Origin of the sequence: Lentzea alba, assembly GCF_047445655.1 — a bacterium.
GTDB classification, from domain to species: domain Bacteria; phylum Actinomycetota; class Actinomycetes; order Mycobacteriales; family Pseudonocardiaceae; genus Lentzea; species Lentzea alba_A.
On record NZ_JAJAEG010000009.1, the window covers coordinates 42,222 to 60,977 of the forward strand.

Consider the following 18,756-nt stretch of genomic DNA (forward strand, 5'->3'; position numbering starts at 1 on the left):
GGGCAGTGATCAGGCCGCCGGAGGGTGTTGGTACTACTACCACCCGCCGCATCACTCATGGCCGCTGAAGATTTACCTGACTGGGTCACGTTGTCCCCAGGCAATTGCGGTCGGTACGGTCGCGGCACCGATCCGAAAAGAATCCACACCACGGAGGAAATCGTGGCTCTTCCCCAGCTTACCGAGGAGCAGCGAGCCGCAGCGCTGGAGAAGGCTGCTGCCGCTCGTCGCGCTCGGGCTGAGCTCAAGGAGCGCCTCAAGCGCGGCGGCACGACCCTGACGGACGTGCTCAAGGCCGCCGAGAGCGACGAGGTCCTGGGCAAGATGAAGGTGTCCGCGCTGCTCGAGGCCCTGCCGGGCGTCGGCAAGGTGCGCGCGCAGCAGATCATGGAGCGCCTCGAGATCGCTCCCAGCCGTCGCCTGCGCGGTCTCGGTGACCGTCAGCGCAAGGCCCTGCTCTCCGAGTTCAGCGGAGAGTGATTGGCACCGAGGCGGGAACGGGTTCTGCCCGTTCCCGCCTCACCGTCTTGTCCGGGCCGTCAGGGGTTGGCAAGTCCAGCGTTCTGGCGGAGCTGCGCAGGCAGCAACCCGATATCTACTTCTCCGTCTCGGCGACCACGAGGAAGCCGAGGCCGGGCGAGGTCGACGGAGTGCACTACCACTTCGTCGACCACGAGAAGTTCCAGCAGATGGCCGAGGCGGGCGAGTTCCTCGAACACGCCGAGTTCGCCGGAAACCACTACGGAACGCCTCGCAGGCCCGTCGAAGAGGCTTTGGCCGCGGGCCGTCCCGCGCTCCTGGAGATCGAACTGCAGGGCGCACGGCAGGTCCGCGTGGCCATGCCCGAAGCCCAGCTGGTCATGCTGATGCCCCCGTCCTGGGAGCATCTGGTCGACCGGTTGACCGGCAGGGGCACCGAACATCCGGACGTCGTCGAACGCCGGCTCGCCATCGCCCGCGAGGAGTTGGCGGCCGAAAAGGAGTTCGACGAGGTCGTCGTGAACGCCGACGTGAAGTCGGCCGCGGCCGACTTGCTATCCTTGATGGTCGGACCACGAATTTCAGGAGATTGACGAGTGATCACCCACACCGAGCTCGGTCACCTGACCGGTTCCCCGGAGGGCATCACCAACCCGCCGATCGACGACCTGCTGGAGCAGGTGAGCTCGAAGTACGCGTTGGTGATCTACGCAGCGAAGCGTGCCCGCCAGATCAACGACTACTACGCGCAGCTCGGCGAGGGCCTGCTCGAGTACGTCGGCCCGCTCGTCGAGCCGGGCCCGCGTGAGAAGCCGCTGTCGATCGCGCTCCGCGAGATCCACGCCGGTCTTCTCGAGCACACCGAGGGCGAGTGAAGCTCCGCCCGCTGGGGTGAGATGTGGTGCTGACTCTGGCCGAGGTCTTTCCTCGGCCGGTATCCATCACGTCGTCGCGCCATAAGTTGTGGGGGCCAGGTCCTCACAGCCCCCAGCGGGGGTTCTCCTCGTGGAGACGTGGCCCTCGTAGGTCGTACGCACAGGAGAACCGTTGACTTCCGCTCAGTCTGCTGACGATGCCCCCACGAAGCCCAGGATCATCCTGGGCGTCGGCGGGGGCATCGCCGCGTACAAGGCCTGTGAGGTCCTGCGGCGGCTGACCGAGTCGGGTCACTCCGTGCGGGTCATCCCCACCGAGGGCGCGCTCAAGTTCGTGGGCGCCGCGACGTTCGAGGCGCTGTCGGGCCAGGTCGTGTCCGCGGACCCGTTCGACGACGTGCACGAGGTCCCGCACGTCAAGCTCGGGCAGAACGCCGACCTGGTGGTCGTCGCGCCCGCCACGGCGAACCTCATCGCGAAGGCCGCGCACGGCCTCGCGGACGACCTGCTGACGAACACCTTGCTGACCGCGCGTTGCCCGGTCCTGCTGGTGCCGGCGATGCACACCGAGATGTGGGAGCACCCGGCCACCCAGCACAACGTGCAACTGCTGCGCAGCCGCGGTGTCATCGTCGCCGAACCGGCGAGTGGCCGGCTGACCGGCAAGGACACCGGCAAGGGCCGCCTGTCAGAGCCGTCCGAGATCGTCGAGCTCGCCCGGCTGCTGCTGGTGCGCGGCGACGCTCTGCAGCGGACACTGGAAGGCGTGCACGTCGCGATTTCCGCCGGTGGCACGCGTGAACCCCTCGACCCGGTGCGGTTCATCGGGAACCGCTCGTCGGGCAAGCAGGGCTATGCGCTCGCACGGGTGGCGGCCCAGCGCGGCGCGCGAGTGACGTTGGTCGCGGGCAACACCGCCGACCTCACCACGCCGGCCGGGGTCGACCTGGTCCGGGTGGGCTCCGCGGTCGAGCTGCGCGACGCCATGCACAAGGTCGCCGCGGACGCCGACGTCGTGGTCATGGCCGCGGCCGTGGCCGACTTCCGGCCTGTTAGTCTCGCCGGGCACAAGATCAAGAAGACTTCGAACGACCCGGACCCGATCTCGCTGACCAAGAACCCCGACATCCTCGTGGAGCTCGTTTCCGCACGTCGGGAGGGGCAGGTCATCGTCGGGTTCGCCGCGGAGACCGGTGACGAGTCGACCTCGGTGCTCGACTACGGCCGGGCGAAGCTGCAGCGCAAGGGCTGCGACCTCCTGGTGGTGAACGCGGTCGGCGACGGCAAGGCGTTCGAGCAGGAGGACAACGCCGGGTGGCTGCTCTCCGCCGAAGGTTCCGAGACCCCTATACCGCACGGACCGAAGACGCAAGTGGCGTCCGTGGTGTGGGACGCAGTTACCGCTCGCTTGACCGAGTCTCAGTAGACTTCCGCCAGTCCAACCCGCGAAGAAGGAGTGTCCGTGAGCCAGCACAGCAGCAGGCTGTTCACCAGTGAGTCGGTGACTGAGGGACACCCGGACAAGATCTGTGACGCGATCAGCGACTCGATCCTGGACGCGTTGCTGGCCAAGGACCCGCGTTCGCGCGTCGCGGTGGAGACGCTCGTCACCACCGGCCAGGTCCACGTCGCGGGTGAGGTGACGACCGAGGCCTACGCGGACATCCCCACGATCGTCCGCGAGAAGATCCTCGAGATCGGCTACGACTCGTCGCAGAAGGGCTTCGACGGCAACTCGTGCGGCGTGAACGTCGCCATCGGCGCGCAGTCCCCGGACATCGCGCAGGGCGTCGACACCGCGTTCGAGAACCGCGTCGAGGGCGCCGCCGACGAGATCGACAAGCAGGGCGCCGGCGACCAGGGCCTGATGTTCGGCTACGCGTGCACCGACACGCCCGAGCTCATGCCGCTGCCGATCGCTCTCGCGCACCGGCTTTCTCGCCGCCTGACCGCGGTCCGCAAGGACGGCACCGTCCCGTACCTGCGCCCGGACGGCAAGACCCAGGTCACCATCGAGTACGCGGGCGACCAGCCGGTGCGCCTCGACACGGTGGTCATCTCCACCCAGCACGCCGACGGCATCGACCTCGAGAAGCTCCTCGGCGTCGACCTCCGCCAGCACGTCGTGGAGCCCGAGCTCGCCGAGCTGTCGCTGGACACCTCGGGCGTCCGCCTGCTGACGAACCCCACCGGCCGCTTCGTCATCGGTGGCCCCATGGGCGACGCGGGCCTGACCGGCCGCAAGATCATCGTCGACACCTACGGCGGCATGGCCCGCCACGGCGGCGGCGCGTTCTCCGGCAAGGACCCGTCGAAGGTCGACCGTTCCGCCGCGTACGCGATGCGCTGGGTCGCCAAGAACACCGTCGCGGCAGGCCTCGCCACCCGCGTCGAGGTCCAGGTCGCCTACGCGATCGGCAAGGCCGCGCCGGTGGGCCTGTTCGTCGAGACCTTCGGCACCGAGACGGTCGACCCGCAGAAGATCCAGCAGGCCATCAACGAGGTGTTCGACCTCCGCCCGGCCGCGATCATCCGCGACCTCGACCTGCTGCGCCCGATCTACGCCCCGACCGCCGCGTACGGCCACTTCGGCCGCACCGACGTCGACCTGCCGTGGGAGTCGACGGACCGCGCGGAGGCCCTCCGCAAGGCCGCCGGCGCCTGATCTGTTCGTAGGAACGGCCCGCTTCCCGCACGGGGGGCGGGCCGTCCGCGTTTTCGGCTCTGCGTGGTGGGGTGCAGGCGGTACTGCGCCCCACCTGCTGCGGGAGTCGACGGATCGCGCGCAGGCACTCCGCAAGGCCGCCGGCGCCTGGGCTGTTCGCGCGTATTTCGGCTCCCGCGCCCGTCTCCGCACTGCGTGGGGGACGACACGAGAGGCCTGCGGGCGGTACCGCGCCCGCTCGACGTCGAGCTGCCCCGCCTGCGCCTGGTCGACCGCCTGCGCCAACGTTGGTCTCGCCCGGTCACGCTGGTCGTCGCGGGTGCGGGCTTCGGCAAGACCACCGCGCTGGCTCAGGCGGTCCGCGCGAACCTCCTCGAACCACGCGGCGTCGACGCCTGGGTGACCTGCGGCCCCGAGCACGAGGACGCGACCCGGCTGGCGGCGGCGATCCTGAAAGCCCTCGGCACCCACAGCCCCGAACCTGGTGCGCGCGAGGTCCTGGCGGCGTTGCGCCACCGTGCCCCGCTCGACGTGTGCCTCCTGCTCGACGACGTGCACGAGGTCCCGGACACCTCACCGGGCGCGCAGCTGCTTGCGGCCGTCACCCGTGCGCTGCCGGACACCGCGCATCTGGTGTTGTCCGGCCGGTGCGCGTCGGGCCTTCCGTTGGCCAAAAGGGAAGCGGCCGGTGAGGTCGCCGCGATCGGGACCGAAGAGCTGGCTTTCACCGACGCCGAGACGGCAGCGCTGGCCCGGCGGTTCGGCCGTGAGCTGACCGAGGACCTCCACGGCTGGCCCGCGCTCATCAGGCTGTCGCTCAGCGCGGGGCCTGCCGCGTCGTGGCGTTATGCCGCCGAGGAGGTGCTGACCGGACTCACCGAGCCGGGGCGGCACGCGTTGGCCGCGCTGGTGGCGCTTCGGTGCGCGACGGAGGACGAGGTCGGCGCGGTCGCCGGGGTGCCCGTGCGGCTGGAGCGCCTCGCCCGGGCTGTTCCGCTGGTCGACCGGCTCGACGACGGGCGGTATCGGGCGCACGACCTGTGGGCGGACCTCGTGCCGACTGGCCACCTCCGGGCCGGGGCCGTCGAGGTGCTGTTGAAGCGAGGCGACCTCGCCGGCGCCGGGCGGGTGGCGTGCGGAGCGGGTGACTGGGCCCTGCTGGCGCGGATCGCGGTCGAGCTCGTGCGGACCACGTTGTCGGTGCTGCCCGTGGCGACGGCCGAGCGTTGGCTGAAAGCGGTGCCACAAGAGCACGTGGACGAGCCGGCGTTCCTGTTGCTCAAAGCCGCGGTGGCGCACGCGCGGGACTTCACCGACCCGACCATCGACTGCCTGGTCGACCGCTCCTGCGCGAAGATGCAGGACGACCACGACGGGGCCGCGGTGGCGCTGGGCCAGGCGGTCATCACCGCCCATTCGCGCGGTGATCTGGCCCGGCTGGTCGAGGTAGCCCAACGGGCCCAACGACTTGACGCTTCCACGCCCGTGCTGCGGCTGCTCCGGCACAGCGTCGCCGCGGTCGTCGCCGAAATGGCGGGAGATCCCGAGGAAGCACTCGTCCACCTCGCCCAGGCACCCACCGGCGAAGTGCCCAAGGCGCTGTCGGTGTCCACGACGAGGTTCCACGTCCACTGCCTGGCGATGTGCGGGCGCGGGCACGACGCGGCCGAACTCGCCGAACGCATGCTGAACGACGACCTGGCGCTCCGGCACGCCGCCGTGGCGCGTTGGTTCGACGGCGAACCCGTTGAGTTCCAAGGAGGAGAGGCGGACAGCACGGCACGAGGTGAGTTCGTAGCGCGCGCTCTGCACACCGTCATCGCCGCGTCGTTCGGCGAGGCCACGACCGAACTGCCCGCAGGACAGGACAACGCGCGCGACGCGGTGCTGGCATGCGCGTCGCAGGCGGCGGTCGCGGTCACGCGCGGGGAGGAGGATCTCGCCCGCGACATCTACAAACAGCACCTGGCCCGGTGGCCCGCGGACAACAAGGTCGCCGAACGGCACCTGCGCCGGTTCCTGACGCTGGGCTACGTGCTCAGCGACGAGCTCCGGGAGCGCTGGGACAGCACCGATCTGGGCCCGTCACACCGCAGGGCACGAGCCGCCGGACGGGCGTTCGTCCAAGCCAGGCAAGGAGATCTCAGCGAGGACGTGCCGGCGGAACACGCGTTGTGCTTCCTCCCGCTGCCGTGGTCCGTCGAACTCGCCGTGCGCCTGGCCGCGACGGGGAAGACGAAGCTGGGCGGCTGGCTGGCAGATCGCGTCGGTACCGCGGTGCATCGCCTGTTCCGCGACTTCACCCGCGACCCGGAACTCGCCGCCGGTGCCACCCGGCTGCTCGCCGCGGTGCCCACGCCACCGGATCACCCCATCGGCATCGAGGTCATCGGGCCGATGCGGGTGACCCGCAACGGTGTCGCTGTGGACGCGCCGGAACTGCGGCGCACGCGGGTCCGTCAGCTGCTGGGCCTGCTGGTGCTGCGACCGGTCGTCGTCCGCGAGCAGGCGATGGACCTGCTGTGGCCCGACCTCGACCCCGCGAGCGCCGCCAGGAACCTGCGGGTGACGATGACCCACCTGCGGCGGTTGCTCGAACCCGAGCGCGCGGGCGGCGAGGCGAGCTACTGCCTGCGCAGCGACGGCGACTCGATCCGGTTGGTGCGAGGCGGGTTGCTGTCCGTGGACCTGTGGTCGTTCCACGAGCTGAGCGACGCCGACTCGCTGGACCAGGCCGTCGCGCTGTGGCGTGGCGAGCCGCTCCCGGATCTGGTGGACCTGTGCGAGGCCGAGATCGCCCAGATCCGGGCGCGGCACGTGCACAACCTGCTGGCGCTGGGCGAACTCCGGCTCGTCACCGGGGATCCCGCCCAGGCCGGGCAGCTGGCTGATCGTGCGTTGACGCTGGAACCGTTCGAGCCGCGCGGTCACCGGCTGGCGCTCGCCGCGGCACTGCGCGCACGGGATCCACAAAGGACGGTGGCGGCCCGTGCGCGCGTGCTGGACTCGTTGCGGCAGATCGGAGTGAGACCCGATCCTGCCACGGAGATCCTGTTGCGGCAGTCGGTCAGCAGCTGACCTGGACCTCCGTGGACGCCGGGCAGAAGTCGAAGCCCGCCTCGCCGTCGCCCTCGTCGAAGTTCAGGTCACCGGAGAGCAGGTCCCTCCCATCACCGCCGCGCATCCTGTCGTTGCCGAGCTCGCCGTAGACGGTGTCGTGGCCGGGACCGCCCTGGACGCGGTCCTCGCCCCAACCGGCGCAGATCAGGTCGTTGCCGTCTCCGCCGAAGATGACGTCGTCGCGGCCGAGCCCCAGGATGATGTCGTCGCCGTCGCTCGCGTCGATGACGTCCGGGTACTCGCTGCCGCGGATCACGTCGTCCAGCATGGTGCCGGAGATGAAGCCGGAACCGACGATCGTGGGCACGGCGTTGTAGCAGTCCGCGATCGTGGGTCTGTTCTGGAACTCCGGCGGAACCTCATCGGCTGACGCGACACCGGCGGTGCACAGACCGATGGCGAGCGCTGCCGCTGCGATGCGGAGTTTCATGGTTGTCCTCCCCTTTTTCCGTGTGGTGCTTACGGATTGAAGAGTCGCAACCGAGCGTTGCCCGAACGCTAACCAGAGCGCGCCATGTCCCGTTCGATCGCCGGCACCGGTGCGCCGATCTCGGCACGGATGGCGGCGGCCTCGGCCAGCAGCTCCCGCTGACCGGTCGAGCGTGCCAACGCCTCCAGCACGCTCGCCTGCCGCCAGCGGTCGCCGAGCTCGCGGTGCAGTTCGAGGCTGCGTTCGAGGAGCCCGCGGGCCGCCTTGGGGTTGCCGGTGCCGTGCTCGACGAGGCCGAGCAGGTTGAGCGCCCAGGCGATGCCTTCCTTGAAGTCCAGCTCTCCGAACGTGTCCAGTGCTTCGTCCAGCAGTTCGCGCGCCTCCGCGGCGTCGCCCCGATACCACGCGACAGCACCGAGATAGGCGAGCGAGGACGTCGCGCCGCGCCGGTCGTTCAGCTCACGTAATGACTTCAGTGATTTTTGAAGATCAGCCTCCGCCACGGAGAGGTCACCGGCCAGCCAGGACGTGGCACCGGCCAGTTGTTGAGCGTAGGCCGCGTTCATCGGGTTCGAGGCACGGGCGGCCTCCTGGTAGTGGTGCAGCGCGGCTTCGTAGTAGCCGCGTTCCCGTGCAACCGAACCCAGCAGGCGGTGCAGGCGTCCGGCGAGCGACGGATCGGCTTCCAGCCCGTCGCGGGCGTGGCGGACGGCCTCGGCGTAGTCGCATTCGAGCAACGCCAGCGCGGCCGCTGAGGCCAATGCCTTGCCGCGCAACGGCCCCGAGCCGCGCAGGGCGATGTGCAGCCACTGGCGGCCCTCGCTGTAGTTGCCGGTGCGGTGCCAGTAGCGGTTCAGGGCGACCACGAGGCGCAGCACCTTGTCGGTGTCGCCGGTGGAGGTGAACCAGTCCATGGTGCGCTTGAGGTTCGCGTGCTCGACGCGGAGCTCGTTCAGCAACGTGCCGGTCGAGTCGGCTTCGGCACGTTCGGCCAGGCGCAGGAAGAAGTCGGCGGCGTCGGCGTGTGCGGAGGAGTGTTGTTCGAGGGCGAAGGCGTGGACGGTTTCCAGCATGGAGAAACGGGTTTCGCCGGCGACTCTCGACACCCGCACGAGTGATTTCGCGACCAGTCCGGTCAGGGCGTCCAACGTGCCGGCGAGGGCTTCGACCAGGTCGGCGGGGAAGCCTCCCGCGCACACCGCGAGGTCGGCGAACAGCGAGCGTTCCGCGTTCGTCAGCAGGTCGTGGCTCCAGGCGATGGCGGCTCTGAGCGGCCCCAGCAGGCCGAACCGGTCGCGGAGTCGTCGCACGATCTGGGCCGGTGTGAGGACGGAGGTGCGCGCTGCGGCCAGTTCGAGTGCGAGCGGCAGGCCGTCGAGCGCGGCGCAGAGCTGGGCGATCGCCGGGGCGTCGGCGTCGGTGTAGTTGTGGGCGGCACGGTCCAGGAACAGTCGCACCGCGTCGTAGGCGGCTAGCTCCGCCAACGAGCGCGGCACGTCCGGGTCGGGAACTGCGAGCGGTGGGATCGGGTAGACTGCCTCGCCTGGGACGTTGAAGGGCTCGCGACTGGTGGCGAGCACGCGGAGTCTGGGATTTGCCTCGACGAACCTCGCGCACTTCGCGCGCAGATGTTCGCAGTTGTCCAGCAGCACCAGGGTGTTTCCGAGGGTGCTGAGTTCTCGTGCGGTGAGGTCGAAGGCTGCGGCGACGGCGTCTTCGACGGAGGTCGCCGAGGTCAGATCGACCACTGTGGACGATGGCGTGACGTGACGCGCGAGTCTTGACTTGCCGCAGCCCGCAGGGCCGGTGAGGGTGACGAGCCGTGCCTTTTCCAGCAGCCGTACGACATCTTGGGTCTCGCGTTGGCGTCCGACGAGGCTCGAGCTCTCGTCCGGTGCGGGGCAGGCCAGCGCCTCGGTCTCGATCGCGCGCAGACCTGCGCCGGGATCGACACCGAGTTCTTCGACGAGCACGTTGCGGGCCCGTCGAACCGTGCTCAACGCGTCCGCGCGTCGGCCGTCACGTAGTTGTGCGTCGGCGAGCAGCTCCCAGAAGCGTTCGCGCAGCGGGTGGCTGACGACGAGCCGTTCGAGCTGGGCGGCGGCGGTTCCGCACGCGCCTCGGCTGATCTCCTGCTGTGCCAGGGCTTCCTCGGTCGAGAGCCGGGCCTCGTGCAGCCGGGTGATCTCGGCGGAGGCCCACTCGGAGACGTCGCAGTCCGCGAGCGGATCGCCACGCCACAACGCGAGCGCCGCACGTGGTGATGGAGCGCGTTCGAAGCGGGTCACGTCAACGTGGGACGGGTCGATCTTCAGCGCGTAGCCCGCGCTCGTGGTGACCAGCACGTCGGCGAGCCCGATCGCGGCCAGGGCTGAACGCACGCGCGCGATGTGGCTGTGCAGCGTGCGCAGCGCCGTAGGAGGGGGCTCGGTGCCCCACAACGCGTCGATCAAGTGCGTTGCGGGGAGCACCGAGGGTGCGCGCAGCGCCAGCAGCGCCAGGAGGGAGCGCTGGCGCGTACCGGCGAGGCGCACCATGCCGCCTGGCCCGGTGACTTCGAGGGGTCCGAGCAGGCGGACGTCGAGTGTGTCCACGCACCAGCGGAGTTCTCAGTTCCCGCCCTGATACATCACGCGGAATTTGTCACGGGTCGCACACGTCGTTGGGACCCGGCGTGCACGTGTCGTTGCCGCCGAGACCCTTCATGAGGTTGGGCCACGCGTTCCCGGACAGCGTGTCGTCGCCCGCGGTGCCGTGGACGTCCTGCACGTTCTTCAGCTGGTCCGTCTCGCCCGGCCTGGTCGCCGTCCCCGCGGCCAGGTCGATCGTCATGCCCTCGACGTGGTCGCTGAAGTCGGCGCGGTCGCGCATGTTCGCCTTCGCGCCGTCGATCTTGTCGTTGCCGTAGCCGCCCTGCAGGACGTTGCCGCCCGCGTCCGTCGACGGCTCGTCCAGCACGTCGTCGCCGTCGCCGCCGTAGAGCTTGTCCGGGCCGGTGCCGCCGGTCATCGTGTCGTTGCCGTCGCCGCCCTGCAGCGTGTCCGGGCCCGAACCGCCCTGCAACGAGTCGTTGCCGTCGCCACCGTGCTGTTCGGTGGGCACGGCGCTGTCGTAGAACACCGTGTCGTCGCGGTTGCCCAGGTAGATCACGACTTTCTGGACCTGGGCGCACTGGACCCGGGAGGCCGACAAGCGCGTGCAACCGGTGCCCGCCCGCATCGTGCCGGCATCGCTGATGGTGGTGCCGGAGACGTGGATCTGGCTGGCGCGCGCCGGCGCCCCGGTGACGACGAGCCTGCCGGCCTCGACCCGCGCGACGGTCGCGGGTTCTGGTGCGGCGGCGGTTCCTGATGCTGCGAGCGCTGCTGCGACGACGAGCTGAAGCATGAGTTCCCCCTCAAGTTCGTTGGGCACGTGAGTACGCGGCGCCTGTTGTGGATCGGTTGTGGCGATCGCATCCGGGTCACAACCGCGCCGGTTTCTCCTTCTCGCCGTCAGTCCGTCGTGAAGGGGAGAGACCAATGAGAACCGGCATGGCAGCACTGCTCGGCGCGGTGATGGCGCTGGCGGTCGTACCGCTGACCGCGAGTGCGCAGGAGGAGCCCGAGCAGGAGATCATCGTCAAGTTCCGGGAGGGTGCGTCGAGAGGTGACGCACTGGCCCAGTCGAGATCGCGGGCCGTCGCGGACGCCACGGACGGCGCCGAGGTGCTCGCGTCGCGCGACGCCGCGGAGTCGATCCGGGTGTTGATGGCGCGTGGTGACGTCGAGTACGCCGAGCCCAACATCGTGCTGGAGTCGATGGCCGTGCCGAACGACCCGCTGTGGCCGCAGCAGTGGCACTACTGGGAGAACCCCGGCGGCATCGGGTTGTCGCAGGCGTGGGACCTCGGAGTGTCCGGAGCGGGCCAGCGGGTCGCGGTGATCGACACCGGCCGCACCTGGCACCCGGACCTGACCGCCAACTACATCGGCGGCTACGACTTCATCAGCAACGCGGGCTTCGCGAAGGACGGGAACGGGCGCGACGCCAACCCGATGGACCAGGGCGACTGGCGGCTGGCCGGGCAGTGCGGTCCGGGTTCGGCGGCACGGCCGTCGAGCTGGCACGGCCTGCACGTCGCCGGCACCGTGGCGGCGTTGCGCAACAACGCGACCGGTGGCACGGGCGTCGCGCCGTCGGCCAAGGTCGTTCCGGTGCGCGTGCTCGGCACGTGTGGCGGCACTCTGGCAGACATCGCGGCGGGCATCGTGTGGGCGGCTGGTGGCGCTGTTCCCGGCGTTCCGGCGAACCCGCACCCGGCCAAGACCCTGAACCTGTCGTTGGGTGGCGCCTCGGCCTCGTGCCCGGCGACGTTGCAGAACGCGATCAACACGGCACGCAACGTGCACGGCGCCACTGTTGTCGTCTCAGCCGGCAACGACAACGTGAACGCTGCCGGGGCCACGCCGGCGAACTGCGGCGGTGTGATCACCACGGCCGCCACCGACCGGCAGGCCAACAAGGCGTCGTACTCGAACTTCGGCGCGACGGTCGAGATCTGCGCGCCGGGTGGCGAGACGTCGCCGGCGGTCGCGAACGGTGTGCTGTCGACGTTGAACAGCGGTGCGACCGTGCCGGCCGCGTCGATCTACAAGCACTACCAGGGCACGAGCATGGCTTCACCGCACGTTGCCGGGGTCGTGGCGTTGATGCAGCACGGTCGGGTTGCGAACTTCAAGCCGTTGCTGACGCCCGCGCAGGTGTGGGTGAACATCAAGACGAAGGTGCACCCCGTCGCCGGTCAGTGCGGCAAGGGCAGGCTGGACGCTCGGGCCAGCGTGGTTGCGGCGATCGCCGCAGCATGATGTGAGTGTGAACAAGGCCCCGGTGCATCCGGGGCCTTTGTTCATACTGGTGACGGTTCCGCGTCACGTATTGAGACTACAAACTCGTCCCATGTCGCTTTCTCGTCGTGGGTTCATGGCTGCTGCCGTTGCTGCTGCCTCCGGCACGTTGCTGCCGCCGTCGGTGTACGCGGCGTTGGCCCGTGAGCCCCGTGCGGGAGGGCTGCGCGCGATCAAGCACGTCGTGCTGTTGATGCAGGAGAACCGTTCGTTCGACCACTACTACGGGACTCTTCGCGGCGTGCGCGGGTTTTCCGACCGTAATGCTCTTCGTGGCGTGTTCAACCAGTCGGGCGTACTACCGTTTCCGGTGCGTGAGGCTGCTTCCGGGCGTGACATCCAGTACATCGGCGACCTGGACCACAGCTGGAACGGCGGGCACTCGGCGTTGCGCGGCGGGTGGAACGACAACTGGGTGCCGGCGAAGACCGCTGCGACGATGGCGTTCTACACGCGGCAGGACATCCCGTTCCACTACGAGCTGGCCGACACCTTCACGCTGTGCGACGCCTACCACTGCTCGGTGCCGTCCTCCACGTCGCCGAACCGCAACTACTGGGTGTCCGGGTACACCGGCTTTGAGCCTTCCGGTGCTCGTGCGACCGGGAACGCGGCTTACAACGAGGACAACCACGCCGGGTACTCGTGGAAGACCTATCCCGAACGCCTTGAGGCGGCCGGGAAGTCGTGGCGGGTGTACCAGGAGTGGGACAACTTCCAGGACAACAACCTGGAGTTCTTCGTGCGGTTCAAGGAGATCGCGCGCAAGGTGCTGCCGGCCGGGTTCAAGTCGCTGGACAAGCTGTACGGGACCGGGGACCCGGCACTGATCGGCGCCATCGACCTCTCCTCGCTTTCGCCCGCAGAGAAATCGCTGTACGACAGGGGATTGCAGCGCGTTCAGCCTGGTACGCTCGGCTCAACGTTCCGCGCTGACGTCGAGGCTGGTCGGCTTCCCGCGGTGTCGTACCTGGTTCCGTCCTCTGTGGACTCCGAGCACCCCGGCGCGTCCTCGCCCGCCGCGTCGGCGTCGATCACCTATCAGGTGCTGGACGCGTTGGCGTCCAATCAGGACGTGTGGGAGTCGACGGTCCTGTTCATCACCTACGACGAGAACGACGGCTTCTACGACCACGTGCCGCCGCCGCGCCCGCCGTTGTCGGTGACCGATGAGTACGTGGGCGACCGGCCGTTGGGGCTCGGTGCGCGCGTGCCGATGACCGTCGTCTCGCCGTGGTCCGTCGGCGGTTACGTGTGTTCGCAGGTGTTCGACCACACGTCGATGACGCAGTTCCTGGAGCGGTGGACCGGGGTGCGGTCGGAAGAGATCTCCGCGTGGCGCCGGACGGTGTCGGGTGACTTGACCTCGGCCTTCGACTTCGACCGGCGGCGGACGTGGCCCGAGGTCGGCGAGCCCGCCCCGGTGCCGCCCGCGACGCCGCGCTGGCGACCTGCCCCGCCTTCTGACCAGAAGATGCCCGAGCAGGAGGCTGGACGGCGGCGTGCGCGCGCTCTGCCGTACCAGCCTGACGCGTCGTTGCGCGGCTCTCGGTTGGATCTCACGAACTCCGGGTCTTCCGCTGTGCACTTCGCGTTGTACCCGTACTCGGGGCAGTTCTCCGTGCCGCAGCACTTCGACGTTGCCTCGTCGGAATCGCTTGAGGTGGCCGGTGACCACGACCTGGTGTTGCTCGGGCCCAACGGATTCCGCCGGGAGTTCGCCGGCTCTGCTTCCGACCGTGCGCGCGTCTCGTCGTCGGCGCGTGGGTACAGCCGTGTGCTGACGCTGACGTTCGAGAACTCCGGTTCCGCACGGCTGACGTTCGTGCTGGGGCGGCGGCGGTACGTCGTGCGTCCGGGGCATCGGCACGTGATCCCGTGGCTGACCGTGATGAACTCCGGCTGGTACGACCTGACCGTGACGGTGGAGGAGGAACCGCGGTTCCGTCGTCGTCTGTGTGGTCACATCGAGAACGGCCAGGAGTCGATCTCCGGCTAACGTTTCTCGCGTGGAGATCACTGGCGACGAGATCCGAAGGTTGCTGACGGACGAGGAGGATCCGCGCGGGGTGCGCTTGGTCGGTGCGCACGTCGTCGGGCAGCTCGACCTGTGCGACCTGGTGGTCAAGCGGCCGTTGGTGCTGCGCGACTGCACCACCGACGAGCCCGTGCTGCTCAACCGCGCGCAGTTCTCGGTCCTGGACCTTCAAGGCCTGGTCGCGCCGTCGGTGCGGGCAGGTGGCCTGACCGTGGACCACGACCTGCGGCTGAGCGGCGCACGGCTGAGCGCCGAGGAGTCGTTGGACGCGATGCACATGCGCATCGGTGGCAGCGTCTACCTGGACGAAGGTTTCCACGCGACCGGGTCCGTGAAGCTGAACGGTTCACGGATCTCCAACGTGCTGATGTGCCAGGGCGCCGAGTTCTCGTCGAGCCTGTACCTGGTGGACGTGGAGGTCGGTGACGCGATCTTCCTGTCCCACGGCTGCCGGATTCTCGGCGGCGAGAAGCACGCGGCGGTGCGGATGCGCGGCGCCCGTGTGGACGGGCAGCTCATCTTCCGCGAGGGCCGGTTCAGCTCGCCGGGCGTCGCGCTCGACCTGCGGCACGTCCGGGTGGGCAAGGACCTGCTCATGCCGTTCGACGGCATCGACGGCCAGGTGCAGCTCGAAGGGCTGGTGTACGAGGGTTTACCGCGTGACGCCACTGTGGACGAATGGCTGTCGTTGCTGGCCACGCGCACTCCCTACTACGCGACGCAGCCGTGGACCCAGCTCGCCGCCGCGCATCTGGCGGCCGGCCACGAGCGTGATGTGCGCCGGATCCGCGTTGCCGCACAGCGTGATCTGCGCCGCCGCGGCCAGCTCTCCCGGTGGGGCCGCATCTGGCACCTCGTCCGCGGCGTGACCGTGGGGCACGGCTACCGCCCAGGGCTGGCCCTCGTGTGGCTCGCGGGAGTGCTTGCGGTGTCGGTCGGCGTGGTCCTGGTGTCGGGCGCCGTGCGTTGCTCAGCGGTCGAGCAGGTCGGTTATGCCTTGAACGTGGCAACACCGCTGGTCAAGGTCGACGCTCGCTGCACTGTCGACGCTTCCTCGGGCGCGGGCCAGTTCGTGCTGGCCTCGACCTGGCTGCTGCAGATCCTGGCCTGGGCCTTCGCCACCCTGTTCGTGGCGGGCTTCACCGGTTTGGTGAGGCGCAACGCGTGACTGTCGGGGGTGTCTGATACACCAGGAGGCATGAAGACTGGAGCCAGACGAGGGGAGCGAGTCCCCGCCGACGTGCTGCCGGTCGCCCGCATCGTGGTGGACGTGCCACTCGCCCACCTGGACCGCCCCTTCGACTACTCCGTACCGTCCGAACTGGACTCGACAGCGGTGCCGGGCTGCCGAGTCCGAGTCCGCTTCGCCGGCCAGCTGGTCGACGGCTACCTGCTCGAACGAGTGGCCACCTCCGAGTACGGCAAAAAGCTCGCGTTCCTGGAAAAGGTCGTCTCCGCCGAACCGGTGCTGTCACCGGAGATCGCCGCCCTGGCCCGCACCATCGCCGACCGCTACGCCGGCGGCATGATCGACGTGCTGCGCCTCGCCATCCCGCCACGCCACGCCCGCGCGGAAGCCGCCCCGTCCGGCGACCGCCCGCCGCTGCCCCAGGTCCCGGCCTGGGTGACGTCGCCTGCGCCTGGGGAGTCGGGTGAGGTACCTGCCGCTGCGCCGGCGGCGTCGCCTGGCGGGCCGGCTGCTTTGTCTGATGGCGGGAGTGCGCCGTCGGACGAGCCCGCCTCGCCCTCCGGATCAGCCGGGCCGGCCGCGGTGTCCGAGGGCGGGAGTGTGCCGTCGGACGGGCCCGGCGCGCCTTCCGGATCAGCCGGGCCGGCGGCGGAGACCGTCGAGGGCGTTCCGGTTGCGCCGGAAGGTCCGCCCGCTACGCCATTGGACGATTCGCACGCCGCGCCATCGGATGGTTCGTCTGGTGCTCCCGCTGAGGAGGTCGCCGACTCCACCTCGTCTGCGGGGCTTCCGGCGGATCCGTCGTCTGCGGGACTTGCCGCCGATCCGTCGTTGTCTGCGGAGCTTGCCGCTGGCACAGCTGCGTCTGCGGCGCTTGCCGCTGACCCGTCGTTGGCTGCGGAGCCTGCTGCCGGTCCAGCTGCGTCTGCGGCGCTTGCCGCTGACCCGTCGTTGGCTGCGGAGCCTGCCGCCGGCCCAGCCGCGTCTGCGGCGCTTCCCGGCGACTCGGCAGCGTCTCCGCGCTCCGGGCTCCCGGCCGTCCCCGCCGACGCCTGGTCCCGCTATCCCCGCGGCCCCAAGTACCTCGAAGCCCTGCGCACCGGCCGCCCCGCCCACGCCGTCTGGCAGGCCCTGCCCTCCGAGGACTGGCCCGCTCGCCTGGCCGAAGCCGCCGCCTCCGTCGCCTCGACCGGCCGGGGCGTCGTCATCGTCGTCCCCGATCATCGTGACCTGGCGCGGGTGGCCGAGGCCTGCGGCAGGCTCATCGAAGGCGTCGTCACCCTCTCCGCCGACCTCGGGCCCTCCGAGCGCTACAAACGCTGGCTCGCGGTCCGTCGCGGCATCGCGCGGGTGGTGATCGGCACGCGCGCCACCGCGTTCGCACCGGTAGAAGATCCCGGACTGCTGGTGGTGTGGGACGACGGTGACGACCTGCACGTCGAGCCTCGCTCGCCGTACCCGAACGTTCGCGACGTGCTCGTGCAGCGCGCGCACATGACCGGCGCCGCGCTGTTGATCGGTGGCTTTGCCCGGACGGCCGAGGCTCAGCTGCTGGTCGAGACCGGGTGGGCGCACGAGATCGTGGCATCGCGCGAGACCCTGCGCGCCATCGCCCCGCGGGTGGTGTCGGTCGGCGACAACGAGTGGCAGGAAGTCAAGGACCCCGCCGCCCGGACCGCGCGGTTGCCGTCCATCGCCTTCGACGCGGCCAGGTTCGCCTTGGCCGACTCGCCGGTGCTGATTCAGGTGCCGCGGCGCGGTTACGTGCCGGCGCTGGCGTGCGGGCAGTGCCGGGGGCCTGCCCGGTGCCGGAGGTGTGCCGGGCCGCTGGCGTTGCCGGGTGGGACCGAGGACGGGGTGCCGAAGCCCGCGTACTGCCGGTGGTGTGCGGCGTCGGAGGCCGCGTTCCGGTGTCCTACGTGCGGGTCCAGGCGGCTGCGGGGGCAGATCATCGGGGCGCGGCGCACCGCGGAGGAGCTCGGCAGGGCGTTTCCCGGGCATCCGGTGCGGACCAGCGGCGCGGACGAGGTACTCACCAAAGTGCCGGGCAAGCCCGCGCTCGTGGTGGCGACGCCGGGAGCCGAGCCCGTGGCCGAGGGCGGGTACGGCGCGGTGTTGTTGCTCGACGGGTGGGCGTTGCTGGGGCGGGCCGACCTGAGGGCTTCCGAGGAGGCGCTTCGCAGGTGGATGACGGCCGCGGGGCTGGTGCGGCCGGGCAACGGGCGGGTGGTCGTCATCGCGGACTCGGGGCTCACGCCGGTGCAGGCGTTGGTGCGGTGGGACCCGGTGTGGCACGCGGCCACGGAGTTGGCGGCGCGGACCGAGCTCGGGTTCCCTCCCGCGGTGCGGATGGCGACCGTCGACGGCACGCCGGACGCGGTGAACGCCCTGCTCGACGAGCTGCGGTTGCCGCCGACGGGTGAGGTGCTCGGGCCGGTGCCGGTGAACGACGACGAGACCAAGGAACGCGCGTTGGTGCGGGTCGCGCGCAGCGAGGGACGGCAGCTGGCCGCCGTGCTCGCCGAGGCGCAGGCCGTGCGGACCGCGAGGAAGGAGCAGGAGCTGGTGCGGATCAAGCTCGATCCGCTCGAGGTGCTGTGACCGCGACTCAGCTCTCGTAGTAGGAGCGCAGGTTCGCGATGTGGTTGCGGATGTCCTCGTCGGTGAGCTTCTCGTATTCGAGGTACTCGCTCATGTAGGTCATCAGGTCGTTGCGCTCCGGGTGGTCCTCACCGGCGATGACGTGCGCCGTCGTGCCCGCGATGCCCGCCGGGAACAGCAGGAAGCCGTCCAGGCCCGCCATCGTGTCGAACGAGGCGTTCTTGGCCTCCCACAACGTCCAGACGTCGTCCTCGCGCCCGCACTCGGCCAGCAGCAGCGCGGCGAGGATCATCGCCTCGCTGACGCCCCAGCCCTCGCGGTGTGCGGCGGTCTCCCCGGCCAGCAGGTGGCGCAGCAGGTCGGCGTCCTCGTCACGGCGGTCGCGCAGGAGGAGGTGCAGCGCCTCCTCGCGGTCCGCCTCGTCGAGCGGGGTGTTCGCGAAATCCGTTCGCAACCGGGCAAGATCGATCAC

At 70.0% G+C, this 18,756-nt stretch carries 14 protein-coding genes and 1 pseudogene; 11 read left to right on the forward strand and 4 right to left on the reverse strand.

The features are described 5' to 3' along the window. Positions 1-162: 162 nt before the first annotated feature. The 6 genes from mihF to LFM09_RS16245 all read left to right on the forward strand — a co-directional run bounded on the left by mihF (position 163) and on the right by LFM09_RS16245 (position 7,098). Positions 163-480: an integration host factor, actinobacterial type gene (gene mihF / locus LFM09_RS16220; RefSeq protein ID WP_030471603.1), complete on the forward strand. Its 318-nt coding sequence runs from the start codon at positions 163-165 to the stop codon at positions 478-480. Then, positions 477-1,073 carry a guanylate kinase gene (gene gmk, locus LFM09_RS16225; RefSeq protein WP_414097274.1) on the forward strand — a complete coding sequence of 199 codons (597 nt, stop codon included), beginning with the start codon at positions 477-479 and terminating at the stop codon, positions 1,071-1,073. Before mihF ends, gmk begins: the two co-directional genes overlap by 4 nt. Positions 1,074-1,076: 3 nt before the next feature. Further along, positions 1,077-1,355 (forward strand): DNA-directed RNA polymerase subunit omega, encoded by a 279-nt coding sequence (rpoZ, locus tag LFM09_RS16230; protein WP_045313812.1) that lies wholly within the window; start codon positions 1,077-1,079, stop codon positions 1,353-1,355. 172 nt (positions 1,356-1,527) lie between these two features. Next, positions 1,528-2,781 (forward strand): bifunctional phosphopantothenoylcysteine decarboxylase/phosphopantothenate--cysteine ligase CoaBC, encoded by a 1,254-nt coding sequence (gene coaBC / locus LFM09_RS16235; RefSeq protein ID WP_414097275.1) that lies wholly within the window; start codon positions 1,528-1,530, stop codon positions 2,779-2,781. 36 nt (positions 2,782-2,817) lie between these two features. Then, positions 2,818-4,020 (forward strand): methionine adenosyltransferase, encoded by a 1,203-nt coding sequence (metK, locus tag LFM09_RS16240; protein WP_414097276.1) that lies wholly within the window; start codon positions 2,818-2,820, stop codon positions 4,018-4,020. Between the two features lie 195 nt (positions 4,021-4,215). Continuing rightward, entirely contained in the window at positions 4,216-7,098 is a 2,883-nt protein-coding gene (locus tag LFM09_RS16245) for a hypothetical protein (protein WP_414097277.1), read from the forward strand. Here the strand turns inward: LFM09_RS16245 and LFM09_RS16250 are convergent. From LFM09_RS16250 to LFM09_RS16260, 3 genes are all read right to left on the reverse strand, one after another. Further along, positions 7,088-7,570 (reverse strand): calcium-binding protein, encoded by a 483-nt coding sequence (locus LFM09_RS16250; protein ID WP_414097278.1) that lies wholly within the window; start codon positions 7,568-7,570, stop codon positions 7,088-7,090. The genes LFM09_RS16245 and LFM09_RS16250 overlap by 11 nt on opposite strands. A 68-nt stretch (positions 7,571-7,638) precedes the next feature. After that, positions 7,639-10,164, reverse strand: a complete 2,526-nt coding sequence (locus LFM09_RS16255) for a BTAD domain-containing putative transcriptional regulator (RefSeq protein ID WP_414097279.1) — start codon at positions 10,162-10,164, stop codon at positions 7,639-7,641. Positions 10,165-10,213: 49 nt separating this feature from the next. Then, a complete protein-coding gene (locus LFM09_RS16260) occupies positions 10,214-10,957 on the reverse strand; it encodes a calcium-binding protein (protein ID WP_414097280.1) in 744 nt (247 codons plus the stop codon). 134 nt (positions 10,958-11,091) lie between these two features. On the opposite strand from LFM09_RS16260, the gene LFM09_RS16265 reads away from it, so the two are divergent. From LFM09_RS16265 to LFM09_RS16285, 5 genes and pseudogenes are all read left to right on the forward strand, one after another. Then, the gene (locus LFM09_RS16265; RefSeq protein ID WP_414097281.1) at positions 11,092-12,417 is read left to right on the forward strand and encodes a S8 family peptidase; all 1,326 of its coding nucleotides are present in this window, start codon (positions 11,092-11,094) and stop codon (positions 12,415-12,417) included. A 91-nt stretch (positions 12,418-12,508) separates the two neighbouring features. After that, the gene (locus tag LFM09_RS16270) at positions 12,509-14,455 is read left to right on the forward strand and encodes a phosphocholine-specific phospholipase C (protein ID WP_414097282.1); all 1,947 of its coding nucleotides are present in this window, start codon (positions 12,509-12,511) and stop codon (positions 14,453-14,455) included. A gap of 10 nt (positions 14,456-14,465) precedes the next feature. Next, positions 14,466-15,662, forward strand: a complete 1,197-nt coding sequence (locus tag LFM09_RS16275; protein ID WP_414097283.1) for a hypothetical protein — start codon at positions 14,466-14,468, stop codon at positions 15,660-15,662. A gap of 30 nt (positions 15,663-15,692) precedes the next feature. Further along, positions 15,693-16,037 (forward strand): annotated as a pseudogene (locus LFM09_RS16280) (primosome assembly protein PriA); the annotation flags it as partial. Between the two features lie 228 nt (positions 16,038-16,265). Next, complete coding sequence (locus LFM09_RS16285) at positions 16,266-18,284, forward strand: primosomal protein N' (RefSeq protein WP_414097530.1); 2,019 nt, start codon at positions 16,266-16,268, stop codon at positions 18,282-18,284. 7 nt (positions 18,285-18,291) lie between these two features. Here LFM09_RS16285 and LFM09_RS16290 read toward each other — a convergent pair whose 3' ends face one another. Beyond that, the gene (locus tag LFM09_RS16290; RefSeq protein ID WP_414097284.1) at positions 18,292-18,756 is read right to left on the reverse strand and encodes a hypothetical protein; all 465 of its coding nucleotides are present in this window, start codon (positions 18,754-18,756) and stop codon (positions 18,292-18,294) included.